This is a genomic window from Pedobacter aquae (assembly GCF_008195825.1).
Classification (GTDB): domain Bacteria; phylum Bacteroidota; class Bacteroidia; order Sphingobacteriales; family Sphingobacteriaceae; genus Pseudopedobacter; species Pseudopedobacter aquae.
This window is the reverse complement of the sequence record NZ_CP043329.1, coordinates 3664349-3683541: the sequence shown is the minus strand read 5'-3', so window position 1 is coordinate 3683541 and position 19193 is coordinate 3664349. Positions and strand designations below refer to the sequence as shown.

Sequence of the window (19193 nt, the reverse complement as noted above, 5' to 3'; positions counted from 1 at the left end):
ATTTTAATTATTTGATGGGTTCAACCTTAAACCAATCTACATCGGCATAGCCAGAGTCATTAATTTGTGTATTTCTAACGGCGTAAAGCCCCACTTTAGCGCCTACCCACTTTCCTGGTAAAGCAGTAAAAGGCTCGGCAACGGGTAAAAACTTCTTATTATCTGTACTGTAAAACCATTTGCAAATACCGCCATTACTTACCTGAACTCTAAAATACACCGTTTTAGTATCTATTTTATTAATGATACTTTCAACTTCTTCTTTATCTTTTACCGCTCCGTTACAAAGCCCATAGCCTAAATAAATACCATCTTTTTTGCTTTTAAGAAACAGGGTGCTATAATCTTGTCCAAGGATGATTAAGCCTATCTTTTCATTTTCTAACTTATCATTTGGGGTAAAAGTAATTTTAGTAGTTACTTGAAAATTATCAGCAGGAAATTTCTGTCCAAGAATATTTGGTACCTCCCATAGGCTTTTAGCTTCTGTCGGAATTTGCTTGGTGTATAACCTCAAATTACCTTTATTACCTGCAAAAGCCCAAGTACCATCTGCATTTGCTTGCCATTGCCATTGTTTACCTAAAATTGGGCTATCAAAATCATCAGACTCGGCAGGTGTTTGCACAGGCCAACTTTTACCAACGTTTGGTTTTTTATAAACTAAAACAGGCTCGCCTTTTCCATCGCCATCTTTATCTTCACCAATAACTGGCCAGTCTTTTACCCATTTCATGGGTTGCAGGTGTACTACCCTACCATAAGCTTCTTTGTCTTGAAAATGTAAAAACCAATCTTCACCAGTTTGGGTATCAATCCAAGCGCCTTGGTGTGGGCCATTAATTGGACTTTTGCCTTGGTCTAGCACATTTTTACGTTCATAAGGCCCATAAATATTTTTAGACCTCAAAATCAATTGCCAGCCTGTTGGTACTCCACCAGCTGGAGCAAAAATGTAGTAATAACCATTTCTTTTGTAAAACTTAGGACCTTCTATAGTTGGATCATCCTCATGCCCATCGTAAACAATTACACTTTGACCCGTTACTTTGGTACCCTCTTGATTCATAGGGGCAATGGCTATGACGCTTTTGATACCTGCCCTGCTGCCTGCATAAGCATGTACGAGATAAGTTTTACCATCTTCATCCCAAAGCGGACAAGGGTCTATTAAACCTTTACCTTCATAAATTAATTCTGGTGTAGACCAGGGGCCTTCAGGACGAGATGCTTTGGTTACATAAATACCAAAATCTGGGTCGGGGTAATAGATATAATACTCGTTTTTATGGAAACGTATGGCTGGCGCCCAAACACCATTACCATGTTGAACTTTCTTAAAAGTTTCGGCAGGTATTTGCTTCGGCAGAACATGCGTAAGGATAGTCCAGTTTACCAAATCTTTAGAATGCAATAAAGGCAAGCCGGGTATATGGTTAAAGCTTGAAGAAATCATATAAAAATCATCACCTACGCGGATGGCATCAGGGTCTGAATAATCAGCATTTAAAACTGGATTTTTATATTTTCCGTTGCCTAAATCGGCTACCCAAACTTTTGAAACATATTCCTGAGCAGAAATGGTTTGAATAGAAAAGTATGCGATAGAAAGCAATAAGCTTCTCACTATTTTTTTGTTCATGATGATTATAAATTGGCTTCCATTACAATTCTACATAAAAAAATTTAAGATGTTGATAATTGGGTTTGATAAACTGTGCAATCGATACAAAACTATTTTTTTAAACTATCAGATAAAAAAGACGATAGATTCTCAGGCCTATCGTCTTAGCTAACATTCAAAATACCACTTGTTTAAAAACAAGTTTACCTTCGGTTATTTAGGAATCCAATCTCTTAAAATTAAATTCACTTTATAACTATCTATCTGATTTTCTGTTAATTGAAAAGCCCATTTCACACGTTGCTCTGGTTTAAAACCTTCGCCTGTATTTTTATATTCTGCATAAAATGCAGTGCTCTTATTGCTTTCTTTTCCCCAAAAATCCCAGCCTTCTGGTTTAATGTGTTTCCCTAAATCGCAATGGATGAAAACTGTTTTTGCATAGGGGCGCCAAGGTCTGCCTAAATAGGTGGAATTTTCTGGTGCATCGCCGGTGAGTATACAGTCTATAAATACATAACCATATTTGACAGTATCTGGAGTAGATGCCGCTGTAATAAACGAGCCTCCTTTTTTACTATAAATCTCGCAAGATTTAAACAGGGCTGTTGCAGCTCCGAAAATAAAATCGGTAGTACCCTCTATATAACAGTTTTCATAATATTGTCTGCTACCATAACCATAGGTATAGAGGGTATCTTGATAACCTAAAAATCTACAATTTTTAAAATGTATACGGTCTCCTATAACTTGAACGGCTACTGCTTGCCCAACCGGACCAGACGAATTTTGAAACGTGATATTTTCGGCACTAAAATCATCCCCATAAATGTAAAAAGAAGAAGAACCTGATGTGCCTATAGGCTCACCAAATTTATTAAGCTTGGCTGCAAAATCATCAAAAGTTAAAATAGTTTTTTCTTTACTTTCGCCAATAAATTTCACCATTTTCTTTGATCCTGGTAAAATCAACTTTTCTTTATAAACACCATTTTTGATATAAATAATAGTTGTTTGCTTTCTGAAATCTGGTACTGCATGAATAGCCTCTTGTACGGTTTTAAAATCTCCACTCCCTTTTGCGTCAACTATAAAATGGTAGTCTTTAGCTTTAAGCATCTGTATTTGAGAAATACATAGCGTAAAAAAGAAAAGATACTTAAAAAAATGCTTCATTATTTTATAATATATTTTGCTAAATCCATTTGCTGTTTATTGATTTCTTGAAGTACCAATTCTGCCATTCTTCTGGCACCATGCTCATTAAAATGTGTATCATCTGTTTTACCATTGGGGTAGTTAGTATTTTGTCCAGCCTCTAAATGATTAAACAAATAAGCTGATTTTTCTACTCCAAAATCTTGAAGCAGTTTCATACTACTAACAGATAAATCTATGAAAAGAACCTCATTTTTTTGAGCCACTTCTCTTACCAAAGCAGCATAAACTTCATGTGTATCTACAATCTTTCCGTCAGCATTAAATTTTCTTCTGGCTACCGGGGTAATTAAAACAGGAATGGCATTTTTTGCCCTACTTTCTTTTACAAATTTTAAAAGGTTAGCCTTAAAATCCTTTTCTGTAGTATAACTCTTTTTGGTTGCTACTTCATCGTTATGACCAAATTGGATAAATACATAATCGCCTTTTTGTAATTTCTCTACAATAGGCTGCCACCTATTTTCTTCTATAAAAGTTCTGGTACTTCTACCATTTTGTGCGTGGTTTTCTACCACTACTGTAGAATCAAAAAAGTGAGTAAAAGGCATGCCCCAACCAGTTTCTGGATAAGCTTTTATACTTTTTTGAGACATGGTAGAGTCGCCAATTAAATAAAGGGTCGTTTTGTCTTTAGCTTGGTTAAAAGCTAAAATCATAGCCATTATTAAAACGAAACCTATCGGTTTTAGAAACTTCATGCGCTGTGGGAGTTACTTTGTTAAGCTGTTGATGTATACTTCTAAATTGGTATAATCCTTACTTATGGTAAATAATTGATGGTCATCTGCTGATTTAGGATTTAACTTGTTTTTAATTTCCCAATCATCCGGCATACCGTCTTTATCTGTATCTATTTTTGCATTTTCTGATGCTAAAGACGGCCAAGCAATTTTGCTTTCTTCGTAACTTGTGCCGTGTTTAAAGCCACCTTGTACATCTATAATTCTGCCTGTTTGCTGCTTCACATCGTTTATCAATCTGCTATCTAACGTATCTCTTCTGTAGCTTGCACCCACACTTTTTAAAACAGCTTTATAGGCTTTTTTTGCCGATTGATTTTCATCATCTAAAACTTTAAAAGGCTCTTTTGCAATAGCTTCTTCTTTACTTAAACTATCTGCTTTTTTATCAAAATGAATGCCTTTTAGATTATTTTTTGTTGTTTCAGATGATTTATAAACCCTATTTCCGGCAACAAAAAACTGCCCGTGTTTACCTGTTTTATCTATAGAAGGGTTAACAATTCTGTTTAAAATATTCTGATTGGTTGATGGCCCAAACTTGTAAAAATTGTTAACGATATTGTATTTACCGCCTTCGCCACCATAAACATTATTATGCCCCCAATTATAAATCACGTTATTTCTGAAATCAACAAATTCATCTGTAGCGCCTAAACGAGCGCCGTTAAACCTAGGTGTTCTGCTATTGCAATGGATAAAAAGATTATGATGTGCCGATAAATTTGAGCCTCCCCAGATACCACCGTAACCATGTTTTTCAAAATCAGTATCGCCTTCTTCAAAATGATAAGAATAGTTTAACGGTTCTGAAATGATATTCCATTGAAGGGTAGTGCTATCACCACCGTAGGCGGATAAAACCTCATCGGTACTCCAGCTAAAACTGCAATGGTCTATGATGATGTTTTTCCTTTTAGAAATACTCATGGCATCATCACTACCAGAGCCGGGCACCTTACCTCCATTTTGATAGCGGTCTCCCATTCTAAAACGTAAGTATCTGATGATGATATTATCACCAGTTAAACTTACCGGATAATCTGCAATACAAATACCATCGCCAGGGGCTGTTTGGCCAGCTATGCTTATATTTTTACTAATGTTTAATCTAGATTTTAGATGTATAGTTCCAGAAACTACAAAAACCACCATTCTGGGGTGTTTAGCCGTAACTGCTGCTCTTAAACTTCCTTCTCCATCATCATCCAAATTATTAACTACATAAACTTTTCCACCTCTGCCACCGCTTGTAAATTTACCAAAGCCTTCTGCATCAGGAAAAGCTAGAGGCTGTGCTATAACATCCATCAAAAAGAAAAAAAGGATGGTGATTAAGCTATATGTTTTCTTCATTTATTTAACTTGATTTTCTGTTATGGAACTTACTATGCTATTGATGTAAACTTCAATATTATCATAACCTGTACTTAAATCTCTATTATTAGCATTTGCCCTAGTGTGATCTATTTTCCTCGCTATTTCCCAATTGTCTGGCATGCCATCACCGTCAGTATCTGTTAAAACTGCTGTTTGTGTTAAAAACGGCCAACCACCTACATCGCTTTGCTTATCTATAATGCCAGCTAATCTGGAAACCGAACCACTAAAGGTTGCCGTACCGTTTCTAACTTCTCCAACAATTCTAGTATCTATAGCATCACGCGTTAAACTTGCTCCACCATAAGTTAATACTGCTTCAAAAGCTTGTTCTGCGGTGTGTGCTGGTATATTGATGATAGCAAAAGGTGTTGTTCTTTCGGCTAGTGTTCTTGTAATGCCAGAACCTGATTGAAAATTAACTCCACCATTCCAATTATCTGCTGTGATAGTAGGGTTTTCAAAAACAAAATTTCCGGCTACATGGAAAATACCATAACCCCTACCTAAAGTATTATCTCTCCAAATTTCAACAATACGATTTCTTCTATTTGATGGGGTAGCTGGCCCATATTTATAATAGTTGTTAACGATATTATATTCTCCATTTTCTCCACCTGTTGTACTATTACCACTCCAATTATAAACTACGTTATTACGATAATCTACTCGGTCTACCCCAAACTTACCGGTACCTGTTCCTCCTCTTAAACCACCATCAAAACGTGGGTTTCTATTGGTATGGTGAGCTAATAAATTATGATGGAAAGTTGCAGGGCTGCCTCCCCAAATACCACCATAACCATGTGCGCCTTTTTCATGTCCAGAATTATTCATGCTCTCGGTGATGAAGCACCACTGAAGGGTAAAGTTTCTGTTGTGGTAAAAAGACGCAGTTTCGTCTATAGACCAACTCATAGAACAATGATCTATTATAACATTTTCAAACTCTCTACCCCAAATGGCATCACTTTCTATAGTAGCAACATTGGTATCGCCTAATCTAAATCTTAAATAACGAATAATAACATTATTAGCTGTTATATTAGTTTCATAATCTTGTAAGCATATTCCATCACCAGGAGCTGTTTGTCCTGCTATGGTGACATCCCCATTTCTAATTTGAAGCCTACTTCTTAATTTGATGTTTCCCGAAACTTCAAAAATAATAATTCTAGGTCCGCTTGCTTCTACAGCTGCTCTTAAACTTCCTGTTCCGCTATCATTAAGGTTGGTTACTTTAATCACTCTACCACCTCTACCACCTGTAGTATTTTTACCTGCACCTTCGGCACCAGGAAAAGCAAAGGCTGTTTCAGTCACTTTCACAGGGCCATCAGTGTTACCGCTTGGAGGTGGATTTATGATGGTTCCTCCACCATCTGAAGAAGCTTTATCTTTTTTACAGCTTATAAAAAAGCAAGCTACTAGCATTACTAATGCTGTAATAATTTTATTTATCCTTAACATCATCTTATTCACATTTATAAAAAGGAGAATCTTGCTGTTTACAAAATTCTCCTTTTTAAAATTTTAAAACCACCTAGGGGCTCCAATTTGGTTAAATCTTAAATCTGCATTAGCTAAAGTGAAATTACCGTTAGCAGCATCTGCAAAACCAGGGTTTAAGTTTGTGAAAGTACCTGTATCATTCTTAGCTCCAGCAGTTGCGCTTGCAGTGAAATTAGGCGCATTAAAATAATTATTATTAGCCATGGTAGTAATGGTCGTAATAGCTTGATTGCTATAATAACCCTCTGTATTTGCTAATATATTTTTTGTAAAATTAATCTGATGATTTGCTAATCTGATGTACAATATACGTCTAGTAGCGCCATTAGAAACGTTATTAAAAGTATTGTTACTAATATTAAGGATGGATTGTACTGTTGGGAAGTTTGTAGAACCTCCGCCATCCATTCTGAAGAAATCTCTCGCAAGTGCTGAGTTATATACGGTGTTATTGATAAAGTTAAATGTTCTTGTTAAACCATTTCTAAAATCAACAAAATCTCCACCATTACATTCTATATTATGGATGATATTGCCTCTGTACGTTACAGATTCTATAAGTGTTCTAAGATTAACATAAATAATACCTTTAACATAGTTTCTTATAATACAGTCTTCTACCACGAGGTTACCATAAGCATTATCAGAGACTTCATCATAAATAATAGTTTGATTACCGTTTAGAGAGCCTGTTCCGTTTAATACTAAATCTTTAATATTTAATGCCGCATTGGCTCTTACTCTAAAAATCAAACCATTTATAATTGGCTTATCAGAAGGTTTAGCCCCTCTGATAGAAATAGATTTATTGATAACGATATCTGCATTGATATTGTAGGTGCCTCCAAACAAAGCCAATACAGCCCCTGGCTGTGCGTTAGCTATGATTGCAGCTAAATCATCCGCTGGTGTTACTGCAGTTGCGCCTCCTAAATCTAGTAAAGTGGTAAAAGTTGCAGTTCCACGTGTTTTAGTACCATTCATTAATTTAGCTGTATAAGCAGTTTCTGGTATTAAACCTGTAATTACAGCTCTACCTGCGGTAATTTCAGATGATGTAACGGTATGTACAATATTACCTGGACTAAACGTGATGGTGGTTGCTGTTTCACCTGGTGTCCAGCTTAAAGTAACTCCTCTTGCTGTTACAGTAGCTAAATCTACTGGCGAGAAAATTTGTTCTGGATCAGTAGTGAAAGTTGCGGTAATCCACTTTGAATCGCTAACATTAGGCCCCACAGCTTTTACCCTTACTGAATAACTGGTTTCTCCGGCCAAGCCTGTAACAGTAAAAGGTAGTTGCGAGGTTAAAACGTTTTCAATAGTTCTAGCAGGAGAACCAGAGAAATCTGGATTTTCAAAAATCTCTATGGTATACGTTTCAGCATTGAAAACATTATTCCAATTTAATCTTAAACCTGTTTTGTTAACAACTCTAGCATCCAATCCAGTTGGAGAAAATGCTCTATCAACATTTAAAGTAGTAATTTCTGTTAAGAGATCTTCTTTACAAGCAGAAAATGAGAGCAGGACACCCATTAAAGCGCCTAAAATTATTGTCTTATTCTTTTTCATGACTGTTTATTATTGGTAATTAACCCCTCCATTATTTAACACTCCGTTAGAATTTTCTATAAAATATTGCCATATTGGCCAATATTGTTGACTGTTAGGGTCTCTAACAAACAAAGCATCCCAATAGGTAGCTTGGTCTGATGAAGCAGAAAGTGTCCAAGCTTTATTAGCAGTATATCCACCAGCAGCGCCAATAGCGTCTGTATCACCAAAGTTTAAACCGTATATTTCAACTGTTTCATTATTAGATGCTAGCTTCCAATAAATACGCTGCGGAAGGTTGGCATATCTACCTTGTCTTGTTTCTAATTGTTGTAGTTTAGTTTTAGCTTCAGTTAATTTAGTATTTAATAAATTCCATCTTATCAAATCAGCTTTTCTTAACATTTCGCCAGTAAATTCTAAAGCTCTTTCATTAACAATAGCATTAAAGAAGGCTTCCTTAGAAACCGTAGCCGTTTGCATAAATTGTGCTACTTTTTGCGCTTGATTAGGGAAAGCTCTATCTCTTATCATTTTTAAATAAGGTGCTGCTGCAGCTGGTCCGTCTATCTCATTAATAGCTTCTGCGGCCATTAAAATAACATCAGCGTAGCGCATATACATCCAATTTAAACCATCATCATTGGTAGAGGTTACTCTTCTACTCATCCACTCGTATCGGTATTTACCAAAGTATAAACGACTTAATGTTGAAGGAACTTGAAAACCACCTTGGTCTGCGGCATCTGTGGCAGCTCTATCCCACTCGTAAGGTACTACAGTTACATCCCTTCTTACATCTCCTGCTTCGTATTCATATAACATAATGGGGTTAGGTCCAACGTTTCCTCCCCTACTTTGGCCGGTATATTTATTTGTTTTTAAGTGTCTAACACCTAAATCAAAAATTACACGACCTCTACCTTCGCTAAAAGGAATTTCCCACATAGATTCTAAGCCAGCTAAACCTGTTTCTCTGTTTAGCGTTCTAAAAACTTGTTCAAAACCTAATAATCTTAATTTCCCGCTATTGATGATATCTAAACACTCTTGTTTCGCTAAAGCGTACATTTTATCTCTCGATAGGTCTGCATCGGTACTTAAACGTATCACTCCATCTGCTCTTTGTGCATAACCACCAGCTGCTAGGGCTAATCTTGCTCTTAAACCTTTAGCAAAAGCTTTGTTTACCCTTTCAACTGTTGAGGTTGTGGTAGTTTCGTTTGGCCACGGTAATAAAGTTGCTGCTTCTGCCAAATCTGCTAATAATTGCTTGTAGATAACATCTCTATCACTTCTTGGTAGATTAGTTGTTGCTGTAGTTATAGGTTCAAACCTTGCAGGAACATCGCCCCAACCTTTAATTAAATCACTGTATAATACTGCTCTTAAAGTTAAAATCTCACCTAAAACCTGAGCTAATCTTGGATTATTTTGAACATCTGCATGTGTTCTTAAACCTCTGATAGCCAAATTAGCTCTCTCAATACCTTCGTAAAATTTAGCGTAGGCATTGTTATCAGTATTCATCTGACCGTTTGCTATATTGGTATTATAGTTCGTTAATCTAGCTCTATCGTCATTAATAGATTTTACACTACTGTGAACTTCTGTATCGGTATTGGAACCATAAAAAACCAAGAATCTTCCTCTATAAGAATTGGTTTCTCCAAAAGACTGAAGAATACCAGTAATAGTACCTTCTGCCAAAGCAGGCGTTGAAAATATGGTAGATTCATCTAGCGATGATTGCGCAGGTGCATCTAATACATTTTTACAACTACTAACTAAACTAATAGTTATTACTAAAAATAATATATTTAAAAACTTTTTCATCTTTATTGCTATTAAATCTCCCTAAAAATTAACGTTTAAACCAACTACATAAGACTTACTTCTTGGATATGCAGAATAATCAACTCCTGGAGTTAATGGAGTTCTACGTCTGGTAGATACCTCGGGATCAAAACCGCTATAATTAGTTAATAAGAATAGGTTGTAACCTGATGCGTAAATTCTCATTTTACTCATTTTCAATTTTTTAGAAATAGCTTCTGGAAGTGTATAACCTAAAGTTACAGTTGCTAGTCTTAAGAATGAACCGTCTTCTACAGCCCAATCTGATAAAGCAAATCTGCTGTAAGGAGACCACATGGTTGTATTAGCGTTTAAAGCTTCAAGTTCTGCTGGGTCATTAGATAATGTTCCGTCTGGACGTAAATTTGTCCAGCGTTGTCCACTTGCCATAATACCTAACATATTTCTCTGACTAAATCTACTTGTAGTTGTGTATTCTATTTTATTTGCATTATACACATCATTTCCATAGCTCCAGTTAAAGTAGGTAGCAATATCAAAATTATAAACTCTAGCATTGAAAGAAATACCTCCGGTATGTAATGGGTTGGTATCTCCTATAATAGTTCTATCACTTAAATTGATAATATTATCGCCATTCAAATCTTTAACTTTCATAGCTCCTGGGCGGATATCGTAAAGAATTGAACTGGTAACTCTTCTATCTTCCTTTAAAATCCATCTGTTAGTTGCCGCATCAAAGCCATCAAAATCAGAAACTTCGTACCTACCATCACTAATGTAACCAGATATTCTACCAATTGGGAAACCTTGCTGAACTAAATAATCAACACCAATTTCTGTAGAGGCCCAACCAGAACTTCCAGGTATACCTTCTAGACCACCTAGGTTAACAACTCTATTTCTATTGATGCCGATGTTAGCATTTACACTAAAATCAAAATTTGTTTTTCTTACCGCATTCCAATTTAAGGAGAATTCTAAACCTTTATTTTCTGTTTCACCGATATTTCTAAATTGGATATCGTAACCAGTTCCTGCTACAGGGAATGCAATTAATAAATCTTTTGTACGGTTTTGGTAAGCATCAAATGTGAAGTTAATTCTTGAGTTAAATAAGGCAAGATCTAAACCAACGTTATTGGTTACGGTAGTTTCCCATTTTAAATCTGGATTGGCCATGGTTTTAGAGGCAGCCCAAAAATTATTGGTACCATTTACCCACGTTGTAGTAGAATTAAGATATACTTGATTGATTAAGTTACCCGGGATTCTATCATTACCCGCAGCCCCAGTACTTGCTCTTAATTTCAAGTCAGTTAACCATTCTTTTGTTCCAGACATAAATTTTTCTTGAGAAATCCTCCAGGCTCCTGAAACTGAAGGAAAATATCCCCATTGATTACCTGGAGCAAATCTTGAAGAACCATCAGCCCTTAAAGAGGCAGAAAACAAGTATTTACCTTGGAAATTATAATTTGCTCTTCCAAAGAATGATAAAATTTTATAATCAGGTTGGAAGTTATTATCAATTGAATTGGCTTGACCTTGGGTAGATAATTTCCTTGCATTATCAAAATTAAATGTTTCAGGGAAACCATGAATTACATTTTCTAGTACTTTCTCTTCAGTTTGAAGATACTCATGCCCACCTAAAACAGAAAGATCATGCCCTTTAGCTATCATGTCATTAAGATCAAGACTGAAAGTATTTGTACTTCTAAAACTATTTCTTTGAGTATTGGTAAGAATTAAAGCTGGAGCATCTTGATTTTCTGCTAAAGGTGCATTTCTAACATAATAGGTGGTATTGCCATAAAAGCGATCTTGTGCATTAGCAAACCCATCATAACCTAATTCTGATCTCAATTTTAATCTTTTAAAGATGTCATAACTAATTGCACCGTTTAAATTGTATGCCTTTCTATGTACAAATTGATCATTATCTAACAAAGCTGTTAGCGGGTTATACAAGTTGAAGTCATCATCTGTTTCTGTAGTGGTAGTTAAACCTGCAACCGGCAAAGGCGGATACAACATCACATGTTTTAATCTAGAATCAGCAGATGAAAATTCTCTTACCTCATTTGCGCCACCACCTTCTGTTTTGGTATCAGAATAACGTACTCCAAGATCTATTGAAACTTTTTTGTGAAGCTTGTGGTTAAGCCTAAAATTTAAGTTTTGTCTTTCATAACCAGATAACTGCATAATAGCCCTGTCTTTAACATAATTATGGCTAAGACTTATCTTGGTTTTGTCTGTACCTGTATTAACACTTAAATTTTGATTATAGGTAGCTCCATTTCTGCCAAAAATAATTTCTTGCCAATCATTTTCAGGAGCATTTGCATATAAATCTATATCCTGAAAATTGCCAAAATATCTTGTATAATCTGCTAAAGAATTAGTTAAAAGAGCTTGTTCATATTGCCAAGTAACATAATCAAGCGGACTTAAAACATCTAATTTTTTGGCTAACTGCCTTACACCTGTGAAGTTGTTAAAACTAATAGAAGTTTTTCCTGCCTTTGCACTTTTTGTAGTGATAAGAATAACACCATTAGCACCTCTAGCACCGTATATAGCAGTGGAAGAAGCATCTTTTAAAACATCAATAGTCTCAATATCTTGAGGGGCTAAATCTGCAATGGATGGTAATGGAAAACCATCAACAATGTATAGCGGAGAATTATCTTGCGTGATAGAACCGCCACCTCTTACCCTAACATTAATTTCTGCCTCTGGAGAACCTTCTGTAGAGGTAATATTTAAACCAGCTACCCTTCCTGCAATAGCTTCTAAGGCTGATGATACGGGTGCTGCAGCAATAACTTCGGCATTTACAGAGGCAACCGCTCCGGTTAAATCCTTTCTTTTTACGGTGCCGTAGCCAATAGCAACAACCTCATTTAACATGGTTGCTTCTACATCTAAAATTACATTTAAAGCAGTTTGACTACCAATAGCAACTTCTTTTGCCTTATAGCCAATATATTTAAATTGTAAAACAGCATTATTTGTTGGTACGTTAAGGACAAATTCACCATTAACATTTGTTTGTGTACCTTGAGTGCTACCTTTTAAGGTAACAGCTACCCCAATTAAAGGATCGCCTTTATCATCATTTACGATACCTTTTACTTGCTTGTTTTGAGCTTGTAAGGAAGTAATTGAAATGAACAAAAAGGCCATAAATAGTAGAATTTTCTTGGTCATAATTTAGATTATTGGTTAATAAATTGAGAAGCAATTCTTAATAGGTAAGAACCGCTTTATTTAATTGGCTTAAACAATGGTAAACAGTTTTTAAAGAAAAAAAAAACATCTGCTTAAAAAAAACTACGCAATCGATGCCGACATCGTTGCCGTAATTGTTAAACCAACATTTTTTAAGCTTAAAAATACTGTTTTAGGTATTTTTTACTATTTTTATGATGAAGCTTTTTTAAACCACAGAGCCTAATGTTTAAACCTATTACGATAAAAGATATAGCCAAAGCTTTAAATCTGTCTACTTCAACAGTTTCTAGGGCTTTAAGAGGTGGATATGAAATTAGTGAAGAAACAAAAAAGATAGTTTTAGACTATGCTGAAAAAGTTAACTTCAAAAGAAACCCCATTGCATTAAGCCTTAAAGAAAGAAGAAGTTATTCTATTGGTGTTATTGTTTGTGAAGTTGCTAATCAGTTTTTTTCTCAAGCTATTGATGGTATAGAATCTGTTGCTTACAGCAAAGGTTACCACGTCATTATCTCCCAAACACATGACAGTTATGACCGCGAAGTCATTAACGTAGAACATCTTGCCAACCGTTCTATTGACGGTTTATTGGTATCCCTAAGTGCAGAAACTAAAGATTACAGTCATCTTGAAAAGTTACATGAACAAGGCTTACCCATTGTTTTTTTTGATAGGATTTTAAATTCTATGAATACCCATAAAGTATCTAGTAATAATATTAAAGGTGCTTTTGAGGCTACAGAATTCCTAATTAATAAAGGTTGTAAACGTATTGCTCATTTAGCTAACGCTTCACAGCTTTCTATTACTGCCGAAAGACAAAAAGGTTATGAAGATGCCTTAAAAAAATATGATATTCCTGTAGATGATAAATTAATAAAATACTGCAAACACGGCGGAAGAGATAAAATGGAGGTAGAAATAGCCGTTAGAGAATTTATTGAGCATGACCCGCCAGATGCCATTTTTGTAGCTAGTGATAGACTAAGTACTGGCTGCTTAAGCACTTTAAAGAAGTACGCTAATAATAGTAATATTCTTATTGCTGGCTTTAGCAATTCAGAATTGGTTGAGCTGTTAAACCCTTCTTTATCTTATATCAGACAGCCAGCTTTTGATATGGGGAAAAAAGCTGCAGAAATGCTTATCGATATTATTGAAAGTAAATATCCTATTGAAGAGTTTGAATCTGTCATGTTAGATACTACGCTTCATCCAAACGGAGCATAAAAAAAGCTGCCTTTTGATTAGAAAAGACAGCTTTTATATTTAAGTTAAAAGCATAAATTAAATTTCTACAGCTTTCATTTTTGGCACTAAAGTTTTCATTACAGACCAAGCTATTACATAGGCTAAGGCACAAATAGTAAACATAATGGTATAACCTGTTTCAACGTGTCCAAGTTTTTCATAATGATCAAATAAATATCCACCTAGCTTACTCATAACTACACCGCCTAAACCGCCAGCCATACCACCAATACCAGTAACAGATGCTACTGATTTCTTAGGGAACATATCAGAAACTGTTGTAAAAATATTAGCAGACCATGCTTGGTGTGCCGAAGCACCAATACCTATTAAAATTACTGGAAACCAAAAACTAATTTCACCTAAAACTGGTGCTAAAAGCACTACCAATGGGAATAAAGCAATAATAAACATAGCTTTCATTCTTCCATCATAAGGCTTATAACCTTTATTTATAAAATACATAGGGAAAGCACCTCCGCCTATACTACCGAACATAGTCATACTATAAAGTATAGAAAGTGGTAACATGATATCTGTACCCGTCATACCATATTGTGCTTTAAGATAAGCCGGTAGCCAAAATAAAAAGAACCACCATACACCATCAGTCATGAATTTTCCAAAAGCAAAAGACCATGTTTGTTTAAATCCTAATAGTTTAAACCATGATACTTTTTCTACAACTTCGCTTGTATTTTCTACTTTCTGATCTTCAATATCACTATTTATATATGCTCTTTCGGCCTCACTTAAACGAGAAGACTTAGCAGGACTTTCATAAAGCCAAAACCAAAATATTAACCATAAAAAGCCTATGGCTCCTATAATCCAGAAGGTAAGTTCCCACCCCCAATGCGAAGCCACCCAAGGCACTGTTATGGGCGCTAAAATGGCTCCTACGTTAGAACCAGAATTAAAAATACCAGTGGCAAGTGCTCTTTCCTTTTTTGGAAAATACTCTGCTGTTGCTTTAATTGCCGCAGGAAAGTTACCAGACTCTCCAAACCCTAATAGCGCTCTTGCTATCATAAATCCTATAACAGAAACTGGTAAAGCAATTCCAAGTGAAATAAAGATAGGTGATGCAAACTCCCCTAAGGCCTCTGCGTAAGCATGTATGATAGCTGCCAGAGACCAAATGATTAAAGCCCAAGCAAAACCCCATTTAGTTCCTAATTTATCAATTAAACGCCCTGCAAAAAGCATAGAAATTGCATAAGCAAATTGAAAAACAGCCGTAATATTGGCATAATCAGAATTTGTCCAGCCAAACTCTTCTGCAAGTAGTGGTTGTAGTAAACTTAATACCTGCCTATCCAGATAATTAACTGTAGTAGCAAAAAATAAAAGCGAACATATCGTCCACCTGAATTTTCCTATTTTTTCGTTCATCATGTTTATTTTGGTTTATATAATTTGGATTTATTTACAAAGTTTTATCAGCCTGAAAGCTTCTGCTGTGTTTTTTGCTAACTCGTCTAAAGCTCTGTTTTGCATCACATCTTTACTGATGAGTTTACTCCCCATTCCAACCGCAGAAACACCGGCTTTAAACCATTCGCGAATATTTTTTTCCTCGATTTCTACTCCTCCTGTTGGCATAAAATGCTGCCCAACAAAAAGTTCTCTTATCGCACTTACAAAACCAGTTCCTAAAACATTTGCCGGGAAAAGTTTAATCAATAATGCGCCAACTCCTTGTGCGGTACTAATTTCTGTAGGTGTCATACAGCCTGGTATCCAAAGCATATCAAGACTATTAACCAATTCGCCTACTGCAACATTTACCGTTGGGCAAACAATATAATCTGCACCAGCATCAATAAAATCTTGTGCTTCTTTGGTGTTCTTAATGGTACCTATACCCAAATAAAAATCAGGAAGATCTTTTAATTGTGATTTTAAATATCTAAAGTTCTCTAAAGCAGCCGGACCACGGTTGGTATATTCTAGCGTTTTTACACCTGCTTGGTATAAGGTTTTAATGATATCTAAACTTAGCTCTTTATCTTCATGATAAAATAGAGGTAGCATCCCTTGACCAATAATGGTGTCTAAGATAGTTTGTTTATGAGGCATAGTCTTTTATAGTTTGTAATATTTCTTCTTTAGTTGTTGATGTTGAATCTGTTGGGATGAAAAGCTTTTTAAAAGCTGCCGCCGTTGCAAATTCTAAAGTATCCTGTGTGCTATAGCCAGATGATATACCAAAAAGTAAACCACCCATAAAGGTATCTCCACTTCCTACTTTATTGATGATTTTATCTACCTGATATTGTTGAGATACATGTAGTTTGGCCTCTTTATAAAACGTGGTATAGTAATTAATACCTTCGCCGTTTTCAAACCTGAAGGTATTAGCTATCGCTTTACAGTTAGGAAATTTACTCATGATTTCTAAGGATGTTTTTTCGGCATGTTGAAGATAAGCTTCCTTAGCATCTTGAGCTATCAAAGTATCATCTAAGGCCGTACCCAGCATTTGATGAGCCGCCCATAAATTACCCATAATCAAATCGCAATAAGAAGCAATTTCTGGCATAACTTCTACCGGATTTTTACCGTATTTCCAAAGCTTTGCTCTATAATTTAAATCTAAAGAAACATGTATACCTCTTGCTTTACAGGCTTTTACAGCTTCGAGGCAAACGTTTGCAGCATTTTGCGAAACAGCAGGGCATATGGCACTAAACTGAAAATGGCTTACGCCTTCTAGTACTTTGTCCCAATTTACATCTCCAGGTTTTAAAGCATAAAATGATGAATAAGCTCTATCATAAATGACGCCTGCGCTTTTTAAATCTTTACCTTGGGTAAGGTAATAAATTCCAATACGCTCTCCTTGTAATGCAATTCTTGAAGCATCAATATTTAGATTTTCTACATAACCTAAAATCTCTTTGGTAAGATCATGATCTGGTAAAGCAGTAAAAAAAGATACATCAGCACCCCAGATGGCTAAGCCGGTAGCTACATTTAGCTCGGCTCCGCCAACAAAAATTGGGATTTCATTATTTTTTAACCATTCGCCGTTTGCATCCGGAGAAATTCTTAGTAATAGCTCACCAAAGGTTAATATTTTACTCATTATAAATTAAAGTATTGTTTAGCGTTATAGTAGCAGATATCTTTTACAATTTGTCCAATCCATTTTTCATCATCAGGGATTTGGCCATTCTCCATCTCAGAACCTAAAAGGTTACATAATATTCTTCTGAAATATTCATGTCTAGAGTAAGAAAGGAAACTTCTAGAATCTGTAAGCATCCCTACGAAAGTACTTAAAACCCCCATATTTGATAATGAATTCAATTGTTTTTCCATTCCATCTTTTTGGTCTAAGAACCACCAACCAGAACCAAATTGCATCTTACCTTTTGTTTTACCATCGGCAAAATTACCTATCATGGTAGCAAAAACATCGTTATCTGCTGGGTTAAGGTTATAAAGAATAGTTTTGGTTAATTGGTCTTCTAAAGAAAGATTTCCTAAGAAATTAGACAGACTTTCGGCTTGTTTGAAATCGGCTATAGAGTCGTATCCGGTATCAGGACCTAATTTTCTCATCATACCGTGGTTGTTGTTACGAATAGCACCTAAATGGAATTGCTGTACCCAACCTTTTTCATGATAAATTTTTCCCAACTCGGTTAAAACATATCCAGCAAATGCATCTGTATCAGAAAAAGTATCTACATCGCCAGCTAAAAGCTTTTTATATTCTTGCTTTTGGGCATCTGTTAAAGTTAATTTTGTTGGAATTGCTTGTAAACCATGGTCAGATATACTTGCACCATGAGCTTCAAAATAATCAACCCTGTTTCTTAATGCTGCAATTAAAGACTCTACATCTGTAATTTGTATACCCGATGCTGCTGATAATTTTTGGATATAAGCTCTGTAAGCATTTACATCGCCAATTAATAAAGATTTATCCGGACGGAAAGAAGGTTTTACCTTAACTGCAAAACTACTTTCTTGTAATTGCTTATGGTATTTTAAATCATCACAAGGGTCATCTGTAGTACCCACCATAACTACATTAAATTGGGTTAATAAACCTTGCGTAGAAAAGTTATCTTGTGCTAATAGCTCATTAGCATGATTATAAATTTTTGATGCTGATTGCTCATTTAAGAAACTTTGAATTCCGAAAGGGTTCTTAAGCTCCATATGTGTCCAATGGAAAAGTGGGTTTCTTACTGTTGCTGGCACCACTTTAGCCCAGGCCATAAATTTTTCCTCATCAGAAGCGCTGCCTGTAATATAGTTTTCATCCACCCCTAGAGCTCTCATGGCTCTCCACTTGTAATGATCTCCTTTTAACCAGATTTCTGTTAAACTACTAAATTTTTTATTCTCCGCAATCTCTTGTGGAGGAAGGTGATTATGATAATCTATGATGGGTAAATCCTTAGCATAATCATGATATAAAACCTTTGCCTGCTTGCTGTAAAGTAAAAAATCTTCTGGTATTACTGCGCCTTCTTTCATTTGGAAATTCTGTTGTTTTTGTTGCCTAATTCTATTATTTCTAATTGGTTGCTACGGCGATGCCAATTTGTAAAAAATATTGCTTATTTACACTATTAAATGTGGATTTTTTAGTTAAACCCATTAATTCTAATTATTAAACTGATTTTTTGATGTTTAAATTAGGATACAGAACACTTAGTAGGCTTGTTACAATTAAATTATTACCTATTAGACTTTTAAATAAATGCTTGTATCATAGCCTTTTTAGCTTTAAAACAAATTAAAACCACCTTAAAGGCTATTTATTTATTAATTTTATTCTTATTAAAAAAAATTTTAATAACTTTTATCCCATATAATAGGTATAA

Annotated in this window: 13 protein-coding genes; 1 reads left to right on the top strand and 12 read right to left on the bottom strand. The window is 35.3% G+C overall.

Annotated elements, in window-relative coordinates; genetic code table 11:
• Positions 1-7: 7 nt before the first annotated feature.
• The 8 genes from FYC62_RS16290 to FYC62_RS16255 form a co-directional block, all read right to left on the bottom strand.
• On the bottom strand, positions 8-1642 hold the full coding sequence (locus FYC62_RS16290) for a glycoside hydrolase family 43 protein (RefSeq protein WP_149075697.1): 1635 nt from the start codon (positions 1640-1642) through the stop codon (positions 8-10).
• A 195-nt stretch (positions 1643-1837) separates the two neighbouring features.
• Positions 1838-2800 (bottom strand): pectinesterase family protein, encoded by a 963-nt coding sequence (locus tag FYC62_RS16285; protein WP_039447985.1) that lies wholly within the window; start codon positions 2798-2800, stop codon positions 1838-1840.
• Positions 2800-3543, bottom strand: coding sequence for a rhamnogalacturonan acetylesterase (locus tag FYC62_RS16280; RefSeq protein WP_039447982.1), 744 nt, complete (start codon positions 3541-3543; stop codon positions 2800-2802). The genes FYC62_RS16285 and FYC62_RS16280 overlap by 1 nt, the downstream gene beginning before the upstream one ends.
• A 12-nt stretch (positions 3544-3555) precedes the next feature.
• A complete protein-coding gene (locus FYC62_RS16275) occupies positions 3556-4941 on the bottom strand; it encodes a pectate lyase family protein (protein WP_149075696.1) in 1386 nt (461 codons plus the stop codon).
• Positions 4942-6438 carry a pectate lyase family protein gene (locus tag FYC62_RS16270; protein WP_149075695.1) on the bottom strand — a complete coding sequence of 499 codons (1497 nt, stop codon included), beginning with the start codon at positions 6436-6438 and terminating at the stop codon, positions 4942-4944.
• 60 nt (positions 6439-6498) lie between these two features.
• Entirely contained in the window at positions 6499-8052 is a 1554-nt protein-coding gene (locus tag FYC62_RS16265; protein ID WP_039447976.1) for a DUF4957 domain-containing protein, read from the bottom strand.
• 9 nt (positions 8053-8061) lie between these two features.
• Positions 8062-9870, bottom strand: coding sequence for a RagB/SusD family nutrient uptake outer membrane protein (locus tag FYC62_RS16260; RefSeq protein WP_149075694.1), 1809 nt, complete (start codon positions 9868-9870; stop codon positions 8062-8064).
• A gap of 21 nt (positions 9871-9891) precedes the next feature.
• Positions 9892-13071, bottom strand: a complete 3180-nt coding sequence (locus FYC62_RS16255) for a SusC/RagA family TonB-linked outer membrane protein (RefSeq protein WP_149075693.1) — start codon at positions 13069-13071, stop codon at positions 9892-9894.
• Positions 13072-13317: 246 nt separating this feature from the next.
• Here FYC62_RS16255 and FYC62_RS16250 point away from each other — a divergent pair, with 246 nt between their 5' ends.
• Entirely contained in the window at positions 13318-14325 is a 1008-nt protein-coding gene (locus tag FYC62_RS16250; RefSeq protein WP_149075692.1) for a LacI family DNA-binding transcriptional regulator, read from the top strand.
• A gap of 57 nt (positions 14326-14382) precedes the next feature.
• On the opposite strand, the gene FYC62_RS16245 is transcribed toward FYC62_RS16250, so the two are convergent.
• From FYC62_RS16245 to uxaC, 4 genes are read right to left on the bottom strand one after another with little or no spacing between them, the layout of a single operon-like run.
• Positions 14383-15741, bottom strand: coding sequence for an MFS transporter (locus FYC62_RS16245; RefSeq protein ID WP_149075949.1), 1359 nt, complete (start codon positions 15739-15741; stop codon positions 14383-14385).
• Positions 15742-15771: 30 nt separating this feature from the next.
• Positions 15772-16428: a bifunctional 4-hydroxy-2-oxoglutarate aldolase/2-dehydro-3-deoxy-phosphogluconate aldolase gene (locus FYC62_RS16240; protein ID WP_039447959.1), complete on the bottom strand. Its 657-nt coding sequence runs from the start codon at positions 16426-16428 to the stop codon at positions 15772-15774.
• On the bottom strand, positions 16418-17437 hold the full coding sequence (locus FYC62_RS16235) for a sugar kinase (RefSeq protein WP_149075691.1): 1020 nt from the start codon (positions 17435-17437) through the stop codon (positions 16418-16420). Before FYC62_RS16235 ends, FYC62_RS16240 begins: the two co-directional genes overlap by 11 nt.
• Positions 17437-18843 carry a glucuronate isomerase gene (gene uxaC, locus FYC62_RS16230; protein ID WP_149075690.1) on the bottom strand — a complete coding sequence of 469 codons (1407 nt, stop codon included), beginning with the start codon at positions 18841-18843 and terminating at the stop codon, positions 17437-17439. The genes FYC62_RS16235 and uxaC overlap by 1 nt, the downstream gene beginning before the upstream one ends.
• Positions 18844-19193 lie beyond the last annotated feature (350 nt).